Consider the following 22,927-nt stretch of genomic DNA (forward strand, 5'->3'; position numbering starts at 1 on the left):
CTGATAATCAAATAATTAGGATGCAAATATAAAACTATTTTTGGATAATGATAAAGTCAGAACGTCTATTTAACAAATGCTCTTCTTCGGTACATTTTACACCATTTTTGCATTTATTAATTAACCTGGTTTCTCCATAACCTTTTGCGCTTTCAATTCGAGAAGCATCAATTCCCTGAGAAACAATATAATCTCGGGTGGATTTGGCTCTATTGTCTGAAAGTTTTAAGTTATAGGAGTCTTTTCCACGGGAATCTGTATGAGATTCGATCTTAATTTTAATGTTTGGAAATTTTTGCATGATAAAAACTACTTTTGTCAATTCTTCAATTGCCAATGGTGTAATATCATATTTGTCATAATCAAAGTAAATAGGTTTTACATCCACTTTTTCAACGCCTTTGCTTTTGACTACTAAATCGTCATAGTTACTCAATTCAAAATTGACATCTTTAATTTCTCCACCATTTTCTTTAGTGGTTTCAACGGTTTTTTCATCACTTGCGTAGTTTGGTTTTGCAGCAATCATTTTTACTGTTTTTCCGCAAGGCACCTCGATGGCGTATTTCCCTTCAAAATTTGTTTTTGTTTCGCCAAGAATTTCGCTATATGAATTATATGCCATAATTGAAACATCTGTAAGCGGCAATCTGGTCTTTTTATTTATTGCCATACCCGAAATACTCTGATTGCAAACTGGTTTTCCTTTTACAAATGAGTAAATATCATCATCGCCTTTACCTCCTGCTCTGTTTGATGAAACATAACCATAAGTTTCAGCGCTGTCAATTATAAAAGTAAAATCGTCTTTATTGCTATTTATTGGAGCACCTAAATTTACTGGATCAGAGAAAGTTCCGTCAGCTAAAAGTTTGCTTTCGTAAACATCCAAATCTCCTAAACCATAATGTCCATCAGAAGAAAAATAAAGTTTTCCGTTTCGAAAATATGGAAAAACCTCATTTCCAAGCGTATTGATTTTTGGACCAAGATTTACCGGAGAACTCATTGTTCCGTCGTCAGCAATTTTGACATAATACAAATCGGTTTCACCAATTCCTCCACTCATATCTGAAGCAAAGAAAAGCCATTTTCCGTCTTCACTTAATGAAGGATGTCCTACTGAATAATCGTCATTATCAAAGAAAAGTTTTTGCGGATTTTCTAATTTATTATTTACAATACTTCCTTTAACAATCTGAAAATTATTGGTTTTGCTTTCATCAATAACTAATTTATTCTTTTTGACAATGTTTGTCGAATAATAAATTGTTTTTCCGCTGGCATCGAAAGAGGCTGTTGCTTCGTGATACTTTGTCATTACATTTGGAAGAAATAATGTTTCGTTGAACAAACTTCCATCAGCTGGATTTCTTTCGGATAAATAAAGATTTAAGAAAGGCTGATTGTTCCAAGTGTACAATTTTTCGCTAAATTTTGTTGTATCCCTGGCAGACGTAAACACGATTCTGTCTTGAAAAAAAGTAGCACCAAAATCAGATTTACTTGTATTAATGTCAAGATTTTTAATTGTGTAAAGTGGTTTTGCTTTAGACAAACTATCAAGCAGTTTTTTCTGAGCAAGGTAACGGTTCACCTCTTTTTGATCTCCTTTTTTGGTCAAGTATTCTTTTGTCATTTTATCTGCTTCGTCATAATCCATTACGCCTTTTAGCGACTGAATATAACGCAAATAGTAAATATCGGTTAAATTATTGCCTTGTGCTTCGTATAGTTTTTTGTACCATTTTAAGGCATTTCTTTCATCGGAAATAAAATAATACGAGTCGGCTGCATTTTTTAACGTTTGCGCTGAAGGATTTTTGGTGTTTTGCAAAATTTCTTCGTAAGCCCTTGATGCATCTGCATAAGCAAAATTTCTAAACAGCGCATCGGCTTTCTTTAAATTAGTCTTTTGAGCAAAACTAAACGTAATGCTCAAGACTAAACTTAGGATATATAGTTTTTTCATAGGTTTTAGATTTAGAAGAATCGAGGAGATTTGATTTTACTTTCGCCTTTATTGAACTGATAACGCAGAATAATTTCGTGCGATCCGTCGTTGTATTTATTCAAATCACTAACGGTATAATCAAAAGCGTATCCAACATAAAAACTTTTAGAAATCTGAAAACCTGCCAAGATGCTCACAGAATCATCTGTTCTGTATGAACCACCTATCACAAACTTTTCAGCAATCATAAAATTCGCCGATATATCAGCAGTAAGTGGAGCTCCACTTACTGCTTTCACTAAAAATGCAGGTTTGAATTTTAGATTTGGATTCAAATCAAAAACATAACCTCCCATGAAATAATAATGCAAACGATCATAGTTAATCGACTCCTGAACATCATCATAATAACTATTTTCGATGAAACTAGGAACTGACGCACCTACGTACCATTTGTCAGTATAGTAATAGATTCCGGCTCCAACTGCCAGTTTTGCCTGATTGTCGATATTTTGGTTTAGCAAAACATCATTCGGATCATAATATCTCCCTTTTGACCAATCTACATTCAGCATTCTCATACCTGCTTTCAAACCGAAGGCTAATCTTTTTTCATATCCAAGCGGAATTGAATAAGAAAAGTTTCCGTCAAGATAAAGTTCATTTGATGGACCAATTTTGTCATTGACAACGCTAAGTCCTAAACCAACTTTCTCGTTTCGAAGCGGTGCGTGAATTGAAAAAGACTGTGTTTCTGGCGCTCCAGAAATTCCAACCCATTGTGAACGGTGCAAAAGTGTTGCTTCTAAAGTACCGGTAGACCCAGCATATGCTGGATTTACCGCCATTGTGTTGTACATATACTGCGTGTACTCCGGATCTTGCTGCGCACTGGCACAGACTGTGATAAAAGAGCATATTAGAATAAAATATGCTTCTAATGATTTTATATATAGTTTCATAACGATACTTATTTAGTTTAATTAATTAGATGATTAACATTGTCTGCTTATCTCATTATAGATAACCATCCTTTTTTAACCGTTCCGTCTCCAATGTCTATCACATAAAAATAAGTACCTGTTGGCAGCATATCTCCTCTACTAATAACTCCAGATACATTCGCAGTTCCGTTCCAATCATTTTCATAATGTTGTTTACTGTAAACTAATGCGCCATATCTGTTGTATACTTTCAATTCATTATTTGGATACGATTCGATACAGTCAATTCTAAAGAGATCATTAGCTCCATCATTATTTGGAGTGAACTCGTTATAAACTGTTAAACAAATTGGTTCGACTGAAACTGAAGCCGAGTTGTTTGCTGCAGAAACATCTAAAGGAGTTGATATTTCAATAGTTGCAACAGATAAATAATCAGTACCATGAACTACTTCGGCAACAATTGTAAGCACTACGCTCTGACCTGCATTTAGTGTTGGAATTGTCCAAAGCTGTGTTGTTGGATCGTATGTTCCTTGAGTTGTGCTAGAGCTAATCAAATCATAACCATTAGGCAATAAATCACTTACCAGAGTATTTATAAAACTTCCCTGACCAACATTGTTTACTGTTACTGTAAATGTTACCTGCTCACCAAAATTTGGAGTTGGATTACTCACTGTATTAGTAATAGTTAAATCTGAACAAGTTGCCACTGTAACATTCAATGTTTTAGTAGTTGTTTCATCGCAAGTGTTGATGTATGTAACTTTTACTTGACCAGAACCAATATCAGACCATGAAATTGTTACATTTCCGTCAGCAGTTCCCCCACCAGAAATAATTGTTCCGTTAGTAACTGACCATACATAATTCGATTTACCATTTGCTACTGAATAAGTTACACCTTGGAAAACACATGGAGTCTCATCGCTTGTCGTAATCGGAACCAAAGCATCATTTTCAAAAGCAATAGTGATTCCTAATCTTGTTGCGCTTTCACATCCATTTGTTGTATTTGCAAGAGCCGAAGCATAGTAAGTTCCAGCAGTTAATTGTGTATTTGCTGCTAAAGGTGTTCCGCCCGTTGCAGAAGAATACCATACTACATTTGGTTCATTTACTAAGATATTCGCAAGTGTTGGCAATTTTGACAAACAGAATGTTTGTGTTGTTCTTGGTGTTGTAATAACTCCCGGAGTATTTACATTTACCACAACTGCCAAACGTACTGGATTCTCGCAACCTATTGCACTTGAAACAGCTCCGTAATATGTTCCTGTAGTCAATGCTGTTGCTGCCGGAATTGCTGTTCCTCCCGTTGCTGTACTATACCAAACTACATTTGCTTCATTAACCTGAATATTAGCAACTGTTGGTGTATTTAGTGTACAGAAGTTCTGAATTGCATTCGTTGTTGTTGGCGTCGGACTTGGGTTTGTTACCGTAACCGTAACCTGTAAACGAGTTGAACTTTCGCATCCTGTTACTGGATCAACAATATTGCCGTAATAAACACCTGTTGTTAATGCAGTTGTCGCTGGAATTGCTGTTCCTCCTGTTGCTGAACTAAACCAAGTAACATTGCTTTCGTTTACCTGTATGTTAGCAATAGTAGGCGCTGTTGTTGAACAGAAGCTTTGCGATGCATTTGTTGTAGTCGGATTTATTGTATTTCCAACCGTAACATTAACTGCCAATCTTACGCTACTTTCACAACCTGTTACAGGATCTTTCATAGCTCCGTAATATGTACCACTAGCTAAAGCAGTTGTTGCAGGAATTGCTGTTCCGCCATTCGCTGTATTGTACCAAACTACATTTATTTCGTTCACTTGGATATTGGCAACTGTTGGTGCATTTCCAGAACAGAAAACTTGAGATGCATTTGTAGTCGTAGGAGTCAATGGATCTGTAATACTGATTGTAACGCTTAATCTTGTTGCACTCTCGCATCCTGTTGCAGGATCGCTAATTGCTGCAAAATACGTTCCGTTAGTCAATGCCTGAGTTGATGGAATCAAGTTTCCTCCTGTCAAAGCATCATACCAAACAATATTCGTTTCATTGAATTGAACACTTGCAAAAGTAGGTGCATTTACCAAACAGAAATTTTGTGTGCCTGCTGTTACTAGTGTCGGTGTTCCCGGATCGTTTACATTTATTGTAACGCTTAATCTTGCTGCACTTTCACAACCTGTTACAGGATCACTAATTGAAGCGAAATAAGTTCCACTTGTCAAGGCCTGAGTCGATGGAATCAATGTTCCTCCTGTCAAAGCTGTGTACCAAACAATATTTGTCTCGTTGAATTGAACACTTGCAAATGTAGGAGCATTAACCAAACAGAAGTTTTGTGTTCCTGCTGTTACCAATGTCGGAGTTCCTGGATCGTTTACGTTTATAGTCACGCTCAATCTTGTTGCGCTCTCGCATCCTGTTGCAGGATCGCTGATTGAGGCGAAATACGTTCCACTTGTCAATGCCTGAGTCGATGGAATCAATGTTCCTCCTGTCAAAGCTGTGTACCAAACAATATTCGTCTCATTGAACTGAACACTTGCAAATGTAGGAGCATTAACCAAACAGAAGTTTTGTGTTCCTGCTGCTACCAATGTCGGAGTTCCTGGATCGTTTACGTTTATAGTCACGCTCAATCTTGTTGCGCTCTCGCATCCTGTTGCAGGATCGCTGATTGCTGCAAAATACGTTCCGTTAGTCAATGCCTGAGTTGATGGAATCAAGTTTCCTCCTGTCAAAGCATCATACCAAACAATATTCGTTTCGTTGAATTGAACACTTGCAAAAGTAGGTGCATTAACCAAACAGAAATTTTGTGTGCCTGCTGTTACTAGTGTCGGAGTGCCCGGATCGTTTACGTTTATAGTCACGCTTAATCTTGCTGCACTTTCACAACCTGTTGCAGGATCACTGATTGAGGCGAAATACGTTCCACTTGTCAATGCCTGAGTCGATGGAATCAATGTTCCGCCTGTCAAGGCAGTATACCAAACAATATTCGTTTCGTTGAATTGAACACTTGCAAAAGTAGGTGCATTTACCAAACAGAAATTTTGTGTGCCTGCTGTTACCAATGTCGGTGTGCCCGGATCGTTTACGTTTATAGTCACGCTCAATCTTGTTGCGCTCTCGCATCCTGTTGCAGGATCGCTGATTGAGGCGAAATACGTTCCACTTGTCAATGCCTGAGTCGATGGAATCAATGTTCCTCCTGTCAAAGCTGTATACCAAACAATGTTTGTCTCATTGAACTGAACACTTGCAAAAGTCGGTGCATTTATCAAACAGAAGTTTTGTGTTCCTGCTGTTACTAGTGTCGGAGTTCCCGGATCGTTTACATTTATTGTAACGCTTAATCTTGTTGCGCTCTCGCATCCTGTTGCAGGATCGCTGATTGCTGCAAAATACGTTCCGTTAGTCAATGCCTGAGTTGATGGAATCAAGTTTCCACCTGTCAAAGCATCATACCAAACAATATTCGTTTCATTGAATTGAACACTTGCAAAAGTAGGTGCATTAACCAAACAGAAATTTTGTGTGCCTGCTGTTACCAATGTCGGTGTTCCTGGATCGTTTACATTTATTGTAACGCTTAATCTTGTTGCACTTTCACAACCTGTTACAGGATCACTGATTGAAGCGAAATAAGTTCCACTTGTCAAGGCCTGAGTCGATGGAATCAATGTTCCTCCTGTCAAAGCTGTGTACCAAACAATATTCGTTTCATTGAATTGAACACTTGCAAAAGTCGGTGCATTAATCAGACAGAAGTTTTGTGAGCCTGCTGTTACTAATGTCGGTGTACCTGGATCGTTTACATTGATTGTTACGCTTAATCTTGTTGCGCTTTCACATCCTGTTGCAGGGTCACTTATTGAAGCGAAATATGTTCCGCTTGTCAATGCCTGAGTCGATGGAATCAAAGTTCCTCCTGTCAAAGCTGTGTACCAAACAATGTTTGTCTCATTGAACTGAACACTTGCAAAAGTCGGTGAATTAATCAAACAGAAGTTTTGTATACCTGCTGTTACTAGTGTCGGAGTTCCTGGATCATTTACGTTTATAGTCACGCTCAATCTTGTTGCGCTCTCGCATCCTGTTGCAGGATCGCTGATTGTAGCGAAATAAGTTCCGTTAGTCAATGCCTGAGTTGATGGAATCAAGTTTCCGCCTGTCAAAGCATCATACCAAACAATATTTGTTTCATTGAATTGAACACTTGCAAAAGTAGGTGCATTTGCCAAACAGAAATTTTGTGTGCCTGCTGTTACTAGTGTCGGTGTTCCTGGATCGTTTACATTAACTGCAACTGCCAAGCGAACACTGCTTTCACAATTAGTAACTGGATCTTTTGCTGTGGCATAATAGGTACCCGTAACTAAAGCGTCAGTAGATAACAAAGGTGTTGTAGAAGTATCTGTACTATACCAAACCACATTTGATTCATTTATCTGAATATTGGCAACTGTTGGATTATTAATTAAACAGAAATTTTGAGTAGAATTTGTTGTCGTTGGTGTATTTGGATCACTTATAATAATTACAGCATCTTGTAATGTTCCTGCTAGATTTTCGCAAGTTGTATCACTCGAAACAGCAACATAATAAGTTATTGGACTTACCGCACGTGTTAAACCAGTAACTGTCAAGACTCCCGTTGGACTTACTGTATAAGTTACACCAGCTGGTGTTCCATTTACAAGAGGAGTTTTACTAGCATCTGCATACCAAGTGAAAATAGGATTTGTCAATGTTGGCGCAGTTGGCGTCAATGATGCAGCAACACCATTACACACTGTTAAATCATCAACTACAATATCACTTGCTAATGAAGGAGGTAAAATAGTAAACGTTATTTGTTTTCTATCCGCTTCAGCCGTTTCACAAAATTCATTTGAACTAACGCCAACAAAATAAGTATAAGTTCCAGGAATTAAACCATTCACTATCAATGATGGTCCTGTCGCACCAGCTACAGGCTGACTTACACTTCCATCAAATTTATACCAATGATAAACTGGATTCGTAAACGTACCCACTAAACTTGTAGCTAAAGTTATAGTTCCTGAAGGAGCACAAATCGCAGTTGTTGCAGTACCATTCAGAGTAATATCTGTCAAAGTAGGCTCTGGACTTGTTGCTCTAACTTCAACAGTAACTTCACCTCGAGTCATTGCTTCGCAACCGTAACGTACTGGCTGAACATAATATTTGTATATACCTGCCGCTAAATTTGCTGGCACATTATAAGTAACACCATTCGCTACAATTGCTCCTCCCGTAGGTGAATCATACCAAACATAAGTTGAACAAGCTTCTTCTGGTATTTGAAGTGTTACGGGACTTCCCGGACAGACTGTAACCTTATTATCAGTTCCTCCATCTATAACCGAAGTATTAGCTACGCGCTCAACTGTGTGAACTCTTAAGAATTCCAGAACACCCGCTACTCCACCAAAACGGATTCTCACTCTATCATATGATTCTGTTGGAGAAGATACTAACACCATTGCCATCGTATTGGCAGATAATAATTTTAAACTTAATAATGTACTATTATTTTGAATAGGAGCTCCAACCGCAACGTTTCCTAGATAACGCTGAATGCTAAAACCAGTTAACAAATTAACATTCAATAATGTGCTTGGTTTTGAAATCACTATTCTTAATGTATCACTTACTACTGAAGGCGTTTTGAATTGCACTGTCATATCTGCAGCTGCAAGAGCACCAACACCGCTATACATTGTAGCATAAGTCGTAACATCATTATCAGCTATATTCCAGGCATCGCTTACTCCAACTGTAGCAGTCAACGCTCCTACAGGAAGTCCTAAATCAGTTGTTCCATAAAAAATATCCTGAATATCTCCTGGTGTACATGCTACCGTAGAAACAGATTTATTGTAATAAGCTTCATAAACTTTAGTATTTTGAGCAACACTTAAAACTGCGCCTGATACAATTCGGATTCCGTCATAATCCTGTGGACCTGCAGCATTTGAAGGTACAAAGGTGTACTCATAAGCATTATCTCCCGGAAGCAAATTCAATAATGCTCCTGAAATAGATTGCAATGTTCCGATATCAACTCCAGCTTTAGTTCCAATTACTGAAACTCCTTGTGCCACTCCTAATCCGCTATATTCAGAACCCAATTTAATAGTTACTGGTGTTCCTTTTGCAATATTTGAAGACCAAGTTAAGTTTTGCCAGGTTGTACCGATTCCTAAAAGTCCTACTCCGGTAGTAATCGTTGAAAATGTTTGTGGATTTCCATCAATAGCATTTGGTCCATTTGATACGCCTCCAGTAACAATTGATCCTGAACTTTGTCCATTTGCATATACTCTTTCAGTTAATAATTGGCAATTATCCGGATCTTTAACATTTACTGAAAGCGTACCTGTTACAGAACAGCTTCCTAATGTTGCTACAACTGTATAAGTGTAAATACCAGGAACATTAAGCGCACCTGTAGTAAATGGAGGTCCTGCTATTGCCACTCCTTGTGGGTCATACCACGCTAATACACCATTTGAAGTTGCATTCAGCGTCACATTTGTACCTTGAGCTACAGATTGTGCTGGGTCAACAGTCAAGCTTGGCAGCGCATTAATTGTCACTGTCACTGTTTGTTTTGCAGATGGACAATCGACTCCGCTGCCTTGAGCCTGAATTGAGTAAACACCACTAATCGTTACATTCGATGCTGCTTCGTCTGTCATAATTGCATTTGAAGGATCGAAAAAAGTATAAGTTGTATTTCCGCTAGTATCAAGTCCTGTAATCGCATTTTTTAAATTAGCACTTCCACAAGCAACTAATGGCGATGTTACTGCCAAACTTGTAGTAGTTGCCGGGAAATTAACCACGACTGGTTTTAAAGTATTTATTGCATTATCACAGCTTGCTGTATTCCCAACAGCGATATAATAAGTATAAGATACTCCTGAAGCAAGTCCGCTTATAGTAAGTGCTCCTGTTGATGCATCTTTAGAAAAAGTAATTCCAGGCTGAGCAACAACTGTTGATCCTGTAATAATTTCTTGTGTTTTAACCTGATCTGTGTAATATTTAAATTGTGCTCCGGTTAAACCAGAAGTTGGATTCAAAACAGCTGTTCCATCACATGAAGATGTTACTGGACTTGCAATAGTAATATCTGCCGCAACTGATAAAGGTAACACCGTTACCGTTACCGGCTGACGAACACTATTTATACAAGTACCACCTCGAACAGCTTCAATATAATAGGTTTTAGAACCTGTCAAAGGTCCTGTTGTATAAGTGTTTGTGTTTGAAGCCAAAGCTAAACCTCCGCTAGCAACGTCATACCAGCTAAGTATATCTCCTCCTGTAGTTGAAGCTGTCAATGTTGCAGACGCTCCTGAACAAATTGGTGAAGATGCTCCAGTAATTGTAGCTTCTTTATATCTAAATGAAGCTCCATAAATATTTAATTCACTCAATACCGAAAGTACTCCTCCTAATCTAACTTGTACACCAGTGAAATTTGCGCCTGCTGCAAAAGTAGCTCGGAAACGGTTTCCACCTAATAACTGTACGTTTAGTAATGAATTAATAGCTGCACCATCTCCATTATCAGTTCCTCCATTATAACTTTCTAAAGTAATATAAGAGAGGGCACTAATATCTAAAAGTCCGGTTGGCAAGCCAAGCTCAACTTCTATTATATCACCTGTAAAGCCAGAACTCGCAAAATCTAGTCTTTGTTGTACATAACCTGCTACTCCTACAGGATTTTGAAGAGTAGTTGCAGTAGTATTGTCACCATCAACAGATAAATTAGCTGTTCCTAAAACAGCACCACAACCTACACAAGCAATACCGCTTGTTGAGATAGTTTGTGCATTTGCCTGTAAACATGAAGTTACTGGTGCTGGAGGTGTTACAACAACATTGATTACTGTTCTTGTTGCACTAACGCAATTTGAAGCGTTTCTTGCTTCTATATAATACGTTTTGTCCGCTGTTAAAGCTGGACTTGGAGTATAACTTGGATTATCCGTCACTAACGCTGTTCCTCCCGTAGCTACATCGTACCAATCATAAGCGATACCTGCCACAGGATTTGAAACTTGTAATGTAACAACTTGTCCTGAAGGAATAATTACCGTTGAAGATGCCACTGTTGGCGATGCTGGCAGTGGATTAACAGTTATACTGGCTTGCGCTCTGCTTGAAGTAGTACAGCTTCCAATTACTGATTCAACATAATAACTTGTTGAAGAAGTTAAAGCTGGAGTTGTAAAGGTAGTTCCTGTAAACAATAAATTTCCAGCTGTTGCTGCATCGTACCAATTATAAGTAGTACCTGCAACTGGAGACTGAACTGTTATTGTCGTAGATTGTCCTTCACAAATACTTGAAGAAGCTGCCGCCAAAGTTGCCACTACAGGATTATTTACTGTAATTGGCACAGCATAACGCACACTGTTAACACAACCATTTCGAGTTACTTCTGTCCAATATGTTGTATCAACAGTTAAATTTGGTGTGGTAAAAGCTGCAGTACTTGCCAATGAAGCACCGCCGGTGGCTGCAGAATACCAATTAACGGTTTCTCCAACAGCAAGGCCTGCAGTTAATACTGTATTTTGTCCACTACAAATATTTTTATTTCCTGTAACATTTGTTTCGCCATAATGATAACTTGCCTGATAAATATCCAAGCTCGTCAATGCAGCTACTAAACCGCCTAAACGAACTTCAACTCTGTCAAAATTTGCTCCTGCAGTTATACTAGCTCTAAAACGATTCCCTCCTAATAATTGAACACTTACTAAGTTATTTATCGAAACTCTGTCATTATTAAAAGTTGCTCCATTATAGGTTGCTAAACTTATATAATTCAATAAACTTAAATCTAGAACACCACCCGGTAATTCTAATTCAACATCTATAATATCACCTGCTTTTCCTGGATTATTAAATTGTAATGTTTGTTGAATCCATCCATTTACTAAACCAACAGGCACGGTTAAACGCGCCGCTGTATTAATATCTCCGTCAACAGACAAATCTGGATTTGTACTGCTACATAACAAACAAAGACCATTGATATTAGTTTGCTGACTATTTGCTTGTAAACATCCTCCAAGCGGAGTACTCACTACGTTCACTGTAATTGGAGTCCTTGAAGCACTTACACAACCACCAGTTGCACTTTGAGTTTCTACATAATAGGTTTTTGTAGCAGTTAAAATCGGAGTTGTGAAAGTTGAGGTATTTGTTGCAAGAGCTGTTCCGCCTGTCGCTACATCATACCAATTCAGCGTCACTCCAGCTTCAGATGTTGTGGCATTCAAAGTGGCATTTTGTCCAGATTGAATGGTTACATTTTGCGTCAAAGCACTAGCCACTGCCGGAACCGCAACCGAAACTACATCTACCTGAGTTCGAGTTGGACTTATGCAACTTCCAATAACAGCTTCTACATAAAAACTAGTTGTTCCAATAGGAACTGTTGGAGAATACGAAGTTCCCGAAGCCAGAATTGTTCCCGCAGTAGGTACTGAATACCAATTATAAGTTGTTCCCGGAATTGGATTAATCAAAGACAAAGTAGTTTGTTGTGTTGCTCCCGAAGAACACACCGCAGTCCCCGAAGAACTAATTGCCGGTGCAACAGGATTAGACACATTAACAACCACTGGCACACGATTGTTACCTTCACATCCTCCGGCTCTTTCTACACCAATATAATAAGTAGTACTAGCAGTTAAAGTTGGAGTAACCAAAGTATTTCCAGTTGCTAACGCAGTTGTAGAAGATGCTGAACTATACCATACTAAAGTTGTTCCTGCTACCGGTGTAGCAGTTAAAGTCGTTGAAGTTCCTGAACAAATCGTCTGATTTAAACCACCTGTTACTGTTGGTTTTGCAAAATCAAGACGAACATCATAAACTCGTAAGTTAACAAGCAGGCTTAAAAGACCTCCTACCTGAATTTGTACTTGATTGGCGTCGCCAGGAACTGTATATCGGACTTCTCCAATAGCATTTCCAGATAACAAACTAAGGTTCAAAACTGGGCTGTTAAGCGCCACTCTTGGACCTACATTTGTTCCTGAAAGCTTTGTTTGAATTGATACATTGGACAATAGTCCAACATCAAGCAAACCATTTCCTGTACCTAAATAAAGTACAATTTCATCTCCGGCTCTAACGGTCTGGTTCAGTGTCATGGTCTCTTCAACCAAGCATAGGAGTCCGACCGCATTTTGCAGAGTTGCAAATGTTGTTAGCCCCGGATCGTTGTCATAGGCCAACGTGGGATTACTTACATCTAAACCTACACATAATAAACCTGCCTGGCTATTTGTTTGCGAAACTGGTCGGCAAACATTCTGAGCAAAAGCATTACTACATAATAGGAATAAAAATAATAGCCCCAATAATCTCTTCTTAATAATGAGATTACAAAAAGTAAAGATTTTTTTCATAATTTGGAAGATTAGAAAATGGACAATAAAATACCTGTTGCGAAAAGCACGAATGCTTAGGCAATTATAAAAAACACTAATATTCAACTAGTTAAAATAAAATCTAAAGTATTTGGGGCTGAACTTTAAAATCTTATTTCATTAAAAAAAATTAAATTAGAGTATACATTTTTATGTATACCAAAGAATACTTTTATTCATCCTGAATAAAAAATCCCTCAAAACTTTTAGGAAATACTGATCTAGACCAATCTTCCTGATGAAGTGATTTGTTTGCTACATAATTTTCAATTAAGAAAATTTAAACGTTATGTTGTGGGGGAATAAAAAAATACTGGTTCAATATCACAAGAAAGCTGATTAGACTCTCAGGGTTTTAATAAGATTTTAAAACTTGAAACAGTGATTGATAAATAATCATATATCGCATTAACTAATAATAAGCACGATAAATCATCATTTATTAACCTAGTTGCCAACTGGGCAATGATAATAAATTAATATATTGATTGTGGTTTTGAAATAAACTTAGATTTGAATAGAAAGAAATTTTACGAGCAAATTTCGCAACATTAAATAATGCAAAAATAACTTGAACACTTAATGCAAACTTGATAATGAGAGTAATTGTCAATTCCATACGCATATAATTAAGTTACTAAAAAAGAAAAACATTTGGGTCAAACATTTTCTTTTAAAACAAAAAATTAAACAAAACACTGCAAAAATAGAATTATCAAAACAGGGCCAAATCATTTTGTTTAACATTTCTCTTTCAAAAATATATAAAATAAAAACAAAAAGCAACCTAATATTCTTATTTTTTTTTCGAACTGTAAGCAGATTAAAAAGCAAAATAAGCCAGTAATATAAGAAAAAACCGTGTTTTTAGGGCAAAAAAAGCACTTTATAAAGTGTGTAAAAAATACGTTTATCTAATATTAAATTTTAAAAAAGAAAGAAAAAACTTATAAAAATAAGTTTAAAACGATGTATATTTAACAATAAAAACAAAAAAAAATTATAAACTAAAAATTTAAATACAAAAATCTTAAAATATTAAGAAATCTTAAATAAATACGTAAAAGTACGTGGTAATAAAAATTTTAAAACTTAAACAAATGTTAAAAAAATAAAAAAAGATTGAACAATTCAAATACAAATTGTTCAACCTTTTTTTATTTTTAAATAGTTTTTGCTTACTATGATTGGATAATTGTGTTAATCTGTTTAAATAATTGTCCATCACTTAAAAAAGCACCTTGCTGAATTAATTCAAAAATTGAAACGTTTCGATCTTCAGTAAATACTTTTTTACCAACTTTCATCTCAATTGTTTCTGTAAACATATTATCACTCAACCACTGCAAACCTTCTTGAGTCAAAAAATCAGTTTCCGGCACTAACGACTTTAACACGATAGATTGAACATGCGTTTCAAAACACTGAAATAAGAAAATATGATTTTTAGAAAAATGTTCCAGGAATTCAGCTCTTGACAAAACACCTTCCCAGATCAAATCTGAAAAAACATCCAATTCCTGCTCAGCAACTTCTGGCTTGTTTTTTTTAAGAGAATCCCATTCTGCTTTATCAATTGCTTGTGTCGCCAAAAAACTGGCAAATTCAGCATGCAATTCATCAAATTGCTCTTTTGTTAATCTTGTGTATTTCATTTTCTTTATCAAGTTTAAAACGGTGCAAAGACTTTTGAAATTTTACAAAAAAAAAGCCCCCGCAAACGCGAGGGCAAATTTAAGACTTTTTTTATTGTACTAAAAAATGTACCTGATACCAAATTGCGCTTGCCATCTCGATGTCAAACTTGCATCATAATTATATGTTTTTACAAGCGTATTATTAAAAGTGTATGTTGGCACATTTCCTGCAACAGTCACACCAATTGGCTGAACACTTGTAGGTACTTGTACAACACCCCAATCAGAATTTATTAAATTACCAAAATTCAAAACATCTATACTGAACTGAATTGTATTTGTTTTTTCAGATGCCGAAGAAACTCTAAAATTGTAATCCTGCATTAATTTAAGATCACATCTTCCTCTCCAAGGCGATATTGCACCATAACGACCTGCATATTGCCCTCTTCTATCCCTCATATATTTATCTTGAGAAATAAATTTATCAAAAGCTTCAGCCTGACCTGGCGCACTAAAATTCATTTGACCAATTTGAGCAGTTGTAGGAATATAAATCAAATCATTAACAGAAGAACCGTCTCCATTTATATCACCACCATAAGTATAATTATAACGTCCTCCCTGAGCATATTCTAAAAAAGTAGAAACCGTAGTTGCCCATTTGTCTTTTCCATATTTCCATTTTTTTGATGCAACGCCAATAAAACGGTGTGTATCTCCATATTTTGAATTAGATAAAACATCATTATTTACATTTCCCAAAGCAGGATTAAACGCAAATGCATCTCCAGTGATTTCTGCTTCAATTGAGTTAACATCTTGCGATTTCAAATAATTATAAGCCACACTTGCATACAAACCATTTACAAAAGTCTTTTGCACCTTTACCGTTGCTGTAAAAGCATTTCCTTTATCAGAGTTAGTCATTACATAAGCATTATTTGCTCCATGGTCTGCCGCTGTATAAATCAACCTATTGTCAACACCAGCCAAAGTGCCGGTTGGAGGTTTCAATCCCCAATTTTGAACATGTACCCCATTTATATCTTTATTGTAAGCAAAATCAAGCGTCACAATATAATTATTTTCAAATCTATGATCATACCCTAAACTAGACCTCCAAACTTGTGGCCATTTGAAACTCGGATCCATAATCTGCAAAAAGCTATCATCAGCACCGCTGACCTGATTTCCTAACCAAACAAACGGAATTCTTCCTGTAAAAATCCCTGTTCCTCCTCTAAGCTGAGAAGTAGCATCTCCTTTTACATCCCAATTAAAACCGACTCTAGGCGACCAAAGAATTTTATCACTAGGCAAATCGGTCGAAATCAATTTTACTTCCTGACCAGTCTGTGGGTCATAATAATCTATACTATTGTCTCTACCTGCACCCCCATTATCAGTATCAATGTATTTTTGAATCAAATCTGCTGTATTAAAATACAAAGGCTTGTCAATTCTCAATCCTATTGCAACCTTAAAATCATCATTTACACTAATATCATCCTGTGCGTAAAAAGCCAATTGACCTACATTTAATTCGGCTAATTTCCAACCTCCATCACTACCTACTGCAAACTGACTTTTTGCATCATAAGTATTCTGAGCATATTGAAGATTTTGAGCAATAATACTAGTCGCAAAAGGTTTAGCAGCGTCGTCTAAAAAGTCTTGTACAGTAAAATATGGAGTAAAGAATGTTCCTGCATAACCATTAGGGTTAGTGAAATTATCATACCCAGCAAGGTTAAATGAATTTTTAAATGCAAATTTCTCAAATGAACCGCCAAAAGTAAACACGTGTTTACCAACAGCATAAGTTAAATTATCAGTAATCTGAATTACTTTTTGATCTAAAGTATTATTTATTGAAAATGGCTCGTGACCTGCAATTATATAATTTGACCCCGCTCCATCCTGAATATTTATAACGGGTGCTGGAACTGAAAATGGATCCCTATAATCATTAAAATGAGTATAACCCGCCTGTAATTTATTCGAAACCGTTTCACTGAATTTTGAATTCAGCTCTAATAAAAAAGAACTTAATTTATTATTGATCTGATATCCTGAATTCTGAAATTGCAATATTGAAGCATTTGGACCTCTAAACCCTAGCGCAGTTGGGTGAGCAGGCTTATCTTTTGAAGCATCAAGAAAATTATAAATTACTGCCAATTTATGATTGTCATTAATATTCCAATCCACTTTTATAATTCCCTTACTTGAATTAGATTCATGCTTAAACCCTTGATATGCACCTGTATTATAACCTAAGTTTGCCAAAGCATTCGAAACAGCGATTAAATCAGATTCCAAAACTCTTGATTCATTGATTCCGGTAACTCCATCATTATTATTTGCAACAAAGTTAGACCCTAAATCACTTCGCTTATCAATCTCAAAATTCCCGAAAACAAACAATTTATCTTTAATTATTGGCGCTCCCAAACTAAATCCAGCCTGAGTTTGCTCAAGAGAAGGAACAAATATTTTTTCTCCTTTCACCTTACTTCCTGTTAAATCCTGATTTCGGTAAAAAGCATAAGCTGTACCATGAATTTCATTGGTTCCAGACTTTGTAACCGCATTTACAGATGCTCCAGTAAAACCAGATAAAGTAACATCATAAGGAGCCGTAGCAACCTGAATTTGCTCAATTGCATCTAACGAAATTGGCTGCGCTCCTGTCTGTCCGCCGGGAGTTGCTGCATCCAAACCAAAAGGGTTATTAAAAACGGCACCATTTAGGGAATAATTATTATACTGATCATTCCTTCCTCCAAAAGATCCTCCACTTGCTGTTGGCTCTAAACGAGTAAAATCTTCGGCAGATCTCGAAATTGTTGGCAACGCAGTTAATTCTCTTCTACCAATCGTAGTTTCTGCTCCTGTTTTTCCGCTCTTAAAAACTTTATCTTTAGCGGTAACTTTGACTTCTTCAAGCGTCTGACTTTGATCTGCTAACAAAACATCCATATTAAAAGGCTTCCCTAAATCCAGATATACATCAGTATACTCCTGATCTTGAAAACCTACAAATGTGACCACAATTTTATAAGGTCCTCCAATTCTCATGTTTAAAATACTAAACCTTCCATCTTCATTCGAAATGGCTGAGTATTTTGTCCCAGTTGGTGTATGGATTGCTAAAATACCAGCACCTGGTAATAGCTCATTCGAAGAGCTTTTAACAATACCTTTAATACTCGAGGTAGTAGTTTGCCCAGTAACTACAGTAAGCCCAAGCACAAGTAGTATTAATGCAAAGATTTTTTTCATTTTCCTGATTTTGAGTTAGTTATTAAACTCGAAATTAGGCAAAAAAAAATCACTCCGAAGAGTGATTTCAATATTTTATTAACAATAAGCTAACAAAATGTTATTTTTCAGCAACGATTTCGTAAGCTAATTCAACGATTACATCTCTGTGTAAACGAACTGTAGCGTTGTATTTTCCTAAACGTTTTACAACACCGCTAGTGATGAATTTTCTATCGATAGCATTACCAGATTTCTCTAAAGCTTCAGCAATGTCGATGTTAGTGATAGAACCAAAAAGTTTCTCTCCACCAGCTTTTGCAGTAAGTTTAATTTCAAGAGCTTTTAAAGTTTCAGCTAATGCTTTAGCATCAGCAACAACTTTAGCTTCTTTGTGTGCTCTTTGTTTTAGATTTTCAGCTAAAACTTTTTTAGCAGAAGGAGTTGCTAAAGTAGCAAAACCTTGAGGAATTAAAAAGTTACGACCGTAACCAGGCTTTACAGATACTACATCATCTTTAAACCCTAGGTTTTGTACGTCTTGTTTTAAAATAATTTCCATGTTGTTGTCCTTATATTTTAGAAGTTAGGTTCTGATCAAGCAGAAACCAGCGACTAGATTTTTTTTATACTATTTTAATAAATCGGCCACGTATGGCATTAAAGCTAAGTGACGAGCTCTTTTTACAGCTACAGAAACTTTTCTTTGGTATTTTAATGAAGTTCCAGTTAAACGACGAGGAAGAATTTTTCCTTGCTCATTTACAAATTTCAATAAGAAATCAGCATCTTTATAATCGATGTATTTGATTCCTGATTTTTTGAAACGGCAATACTTTTTAGTTTTGTTAGTTTCAATGTTTAAAGGCGTTAAATATCTGATATCTCCGTCTTTTTTTCCTTTTGCAGATTGTTCGATTGTAGACATAATAATTACGCTTTAGTAGATTTTAATTTAGCTCTTCTTCTTTCCGCCCATGAAATAGCATGTTTATCTAAACTTACAGTTAAGAAACGCATAACTCTTTCGTCACGTCTAAATTCAGTTTCAAAAGCTACAAGAACTTCTCCAGCTACTTTGAATTCGAATAAATGGTAAAAACCACTTTTTTTGTTTTGGATTTCGTAAGCCATTTTTTTCAGACCCCAATCCTCTTTCGATACCATTTCAGCTCCTCTACTAGTAAGAAATTCTTCAAATTTCGTTACTGTTTCCTTCACCTGAACCTCAGATAAAACGGGATTTAAAATGAAAACAGTTTCATAATGATTCATAAATACAATATTTATTTGTTAAAATTGGGTGCAAAAGTAATCATAAAATTTAAATAAACAACACATTTTTGCTTTTATTCGTCATACTGCAAAAAATATATGCTCAGTTTAGTTTTTTTTACAAAAAAAATAATACTTTTACTAATGCTATCCTGAATTTATTCTAAATTTAAATGTTATGAAACTAAACTGTGTTGTTGTAGATGATAGTTCTATACAGAGGACCATTATTGCAAAATTAGTTAATAATCACCCAGGTTTGCACTTAATCGGGGACTTTTCTAATGCAATAGAAGCAAAAAGCTGTATCTCTTTAAATAATATCGATTTAATATTTCTTGATATCGAAATGCCTGTTATCAATGGTTTTGACTTTCTTGACGGACTAAAATCAAAACCACAAATTATATTTATCACTTCTAAAGCAGAGTATGCTTTAAAAGCCTTTGACTATGATGCCACTGATTATCTGCAGAAACCAATTGCTGTTGATCGATTCAACGCTTCTGTCAAAAGGGCGATCGATATGCACTTACTTAAAAAAGAAGTCAAAGAAGAAGAAGGAGAACATATTTTCATTAAAAGTAATCTTAAAAAACTAAAAATCTTTACTGCTAAAATTAAATGGATCGAAGCATTTGGAGATTATGTTAGAGTAGTTACTGAGGATGACAGCAATTTGGTACTTTCAACAATGAAATCTTTTGAAAACGATTTATCAAAAGACAAATTTATTCGTGTGCACAAATCCTATATTATTAATATTGATAAGGTAGAACGCTTTAACAGTAAATTTGCCGAAATCGGAATTACAAAAATTCCTTTAAGCCGAAACAAAAAAGAAGATTTAGTTAAAGCATTATCTACTTCGTCTTAATAGAAATCGACATTCACAACAACTTTTATAGCTCTGTATTGAGCAACAGCTTCAAAACTATTCAACATCTTCTGAATAGTTTTTTTTGTGTTTCCTAAATGCAGGTTTTGCGGAATCTTAATTAATATAGTTCTGATATATTCATTTCTGATTCGACTTATCGCTGGTTCTTCCGGACCTAAAACTGGCATATTCAAATTTTGGCTCAAAACCTGATACAGCCACATTGATCCTTCTTTCAATTTATCAAAATCTTTATGTTTTATAGTAAGTTTTATAATTCTGAAATAAGGCGGATATTTATAGATTTGGCGGTCGTATAATTGCTCCTTATACATACCTATATAATTATGATTGGTAACCTGCTGAATTGTATTATGATTTGGATTGTATGTCTGAATCACAACTTTCCCTTGTTTTTCTGACCTTCCAGCTCTTCCCGCAACCTGAGTCATCATTTGAAAACTGCGTTCAAAAGCTCTAAAATCTGGATGATGCAACATATTATCAGCATTCATAATCCCGACCAAACTTACGTTATCAAAATCCAAACCTTTAGCCAGCATTTGTGTTCCGACCAAAATATCAATTTCTCTATTTTTAAATGCATCAATGATTTTCTCGAAACCAAATTTACCGCGGGTTGTATCCTGATCCATTCGCGCTGTTTTTGCTTTTGGAAAAAGAGAAACTAACTCCTGCTCTATTTGTTCGGTTCCAAAACCTTTTGTCGTTAAATCAATACTTGAACAACTGTGGCAATTCGTTGGTTTTGCAATCGAATAACCACAATAATGACAACGCAATTGATTTTTAAACTTATGAAAAGTCAAACTCACATCGCATTGTTGGCAATGAGGTACGTGTCCGCAAGTCAAACATTCTATTATAGGAGAATATCCTCTTCTATTTTGAAATAAAATAACTTGTTCATCTAAAGACAAAGCTTCTGCAATTTCTTCAAGTAAAAGATCGCTAAAATGCCCAGTCATTCTTTTTCTGAAATGTTTGTCTTTCAAATCAACCAAAACGACTTCAGGCATACGAACATTTTTATAGCGCTCTGTAAGCGTTACTAAACCGTATTTATCATTTTGTGTATTAAAATAAGTTTCAATACTTGGCGTTGCTGAACCTAATAAAACTTTGGCATTATGAAAATTAGCCAAAACTATTGCACTGTCTCTTGCGTGATATCTCGGCGCAGGATCTGTTTGTTTAAAAGTCTGCTCATGTTCTTCATCAACAATTAATAATCCTAAATCATTAAAAGGCAAAAACAAAGCCGACCTCGCTCCTATTACGATTTGTGCTTTCTCAGAATTCTCTAGTGTTTGTTTCCAAACCTCAACCCTTTCATTATTGCTGTACTTGGAGTGAAAAACAGCCACTTTATCGCCAAAATGAAGACGTAAACGAGAAACTAATTGAGTCGTCAATGCAATTTCAGGAAGTAAATACAGAATCTGTTTTCCCGTCTGTAGATATTCTTCAATTAATTTGATATATATTTCTGTTTTTCCGCTTGAAGTAACACCATGGAGCAGACAAACTTCTTTTTCAGAAAAACTCGATTTTATAGCTTTAAAAGCATTTTCCTGAGCCTCACTTAAATGAAGTTCTTTTTCTGATTTTATTCCATTAAATGAAACTCGATCGTGCTGTAAATAATATTCTTCAAAGATTTCTTTTTCGATTAAAGCCTTTACAACTGCTGATGTCACATTAGCGATTTCAGTAAGTTTTTTTACTGTGATTGGCTTTTTTTCTGAGGCATTAAGCTGAAAATAAGCCAAAACAATTTCTTTTTGTTTATTGGCACTTTTTAATACTTCAAGCAATTCTGCTAAACCATTATCAGAATCGTATTTGGAATGCAGTTTTACATACCGAACCAATTTTGGCTTGTAGCTTTCTTTTATTTCTTCTTCTAAAACAATAATATCTTTGCTTATCAATTTTTGAAGAACCGGAAGTATGTTTTTTTTATTTAAAATTGAAGCAATTTCCTGAACCTTCAATGAACTTTGATGCTGTAAAGCTTCGTAAACCAAAAATTCATCATCTGAAAGTTCGCTATCATTTACAATAACTTCTGGTTTATGCGAAACTATTGTTTCACTTTCTAATAATAATCCACTTGGAAAGGCACCACGATAAACATCGCCAATTCCGCACATATAATAATTAGCCACCCAAAGCCAGTGTTTTATCTGAGTTTCTGTTGCAATTGGTTTTTCATCTAAAATCTCATGAATTTCTTTGGCGTCATATAATGTTGGCGCATTTTCATGAATGTCTAAAACTAGTGCTGTGTAAATTTTATTTTTACCAAAAGGTACCGCCACTCGCATTCCTTTTTTAATGAAATGATATTCGGCCTCAGAAACTCGATAGGTAAACGTTTTTGCTAAGGAAAGCGGTAAAATAACTTCGATAAAAAACATGCAACAATTTTATAT

10 protein-coding genes are annotated in these 22,927 nt (G+C 35.8%); 1 reads left to right on the forward strand and 9 read right to left on the reverse strand.

The genetic code is table 11. From position 1 onward, the window contains the following. Nucleotides 1-34: 34 nt before the first annotated feature. The 8 genes from ACWA1B_RS06975 to rpsF all read right to left on the reverse strand — a co-directional run bounded on the left by ACWA1B_RS06975 (nt 35) and on the right by rpsF (nt 19,588). Entirely contained in the window at nt 35-1,972 is a 1,938-nt protein-coding gene (locus ACWA1B_RS06975; RefSeq protein WP_456905396.1) for an OmpA family protein, read from the reverse strand. 11 nt (nt 1,973-1,983) lie between these two features. Then, nucleotides 1,984-2,916: a PorP/SprF family type IX secretion system membrane protein gene (locus tag ACWA1B_RS06980; protein ID WP_456905398.1), complete on the reverse strand. Its 933-nt coding sequence runs from the start codon at nt 2,914-2,916 to the stop codon at nt 1,984-1,986. A 47-nt stretch (nt 2,917-2,963) separates the two neighbouring features. Beyond that, nucleotides 2,964-13,388, reverse strand: coding sequence for an Ig-like domain-containing protein (locus ACWA1B_RS06985; RefSeq protein WP_456905400.1), 10,425 nt, complete (start codon nt 13,386-13,388; stop codon nt 2,964-2,966). Nucleotides 13,389-14,590: 1,202 nt separating this feature from the next. After that, on the reverse strand, nt 14,591-15,064 hold the full coding sequence (locus tag ACWA1B_RS06990; protein ID WP_456905402.1) for a DUF6495 family protein: 474 nt from the start codon (nt 15,062-15,064) through the stop codon (nt 14,591-14,593). 99 nt (nt 15,065-15,163) lie between these two features. Further along, nucleotides 15,164-18,334 (reverse strand): TonB-dependent receptor, encoded by a 3,171-nt coding sequence (locus ACWA1B_RS06995; RefSeq protein WP_456905404.1) that lies wholly within the window; start codon nt 18,332-18,334, stop codon nt 15,164-15,166. Between the two features lie 100 nt (nt 18,335-18,434). Continuing rightward, nucleotides 18,435-18,875: a 50S ribosomal protein L9 gene (gene rplI / locus ACWA1B_RS07000; RefSeq protein WP_035648232.1), complete on the reverse strand. Its 441-nt coding sequence runs from the start codon at nt 18,873-18,875 to the stop codon at nt 18,435-18,437. 69 nt (nt 18,876-18,944) lie between these two features. Continuing rightward, nucleotides 18,945-19,241, reverse strand: a complete 297-nt coding sequence (gene rpsR / locus ACWA1B_RS07005; RefSeq protein WP_002987043.1) for a 30S ribosomal protein S18 — start codon at nt 19,239-19,241, stop codon at nt 18,945-18,947. Between the two features lie 5 nt (nt 19,242-19,246). Then, nucleotides 19,247-19,588 carry a 30S ribosomal protein S6 gene (rpsF, locus tag ACWA1B_RS07010; RefSeq protein WP_026729424.1) on the reverse strand — a complete coding sequence of 114 codons (342 nt, stop codon included), beginning with the start codon at nt 19,586-19,588 and terminating at the stop codon, nt 19,247-19,249. Between the two features lie 178 nt (nt 19,589-19,766). Between rpsF and ACWA1B_RS07015 the strand changes: the two genes are divergently transcribed. Then, nucleotides 19,767-20,465, forward strand: coding sequence for a LytR/AlgR family response regulator transcription factor (locus tag ACWA1B_RS07015; protein ID WP_026729423.1), 699 nt, complete (start codon nt 19,767-19,769; stop codon nt 20,463-20,465). On the opposite strand, the gene priA is transcribed toward ACWA1B_RS07015, so the two are convergent. Further along, nucleotides 20,462-22,912: a replication restart helicase PriA gene (priA, locus tag ACWA1B_RS07020; protein ID WP_456905406.1), complete on the reverse strand. Its 2,451-nt coding sequence runs from the start codon at nt 22,910-22,912 to the stop codon at nt 20,462-20,464. The two genes, ACWA1B_RS07015 and priA, sit on opposite strands and share 4 nt — an antisense overlap. Between the last annotated feature and the right edge of the window lie 15 nt (nt 22,913-22,927).

This window comes from Flavobacterium xizangense, from assembly GCF_054075145.1.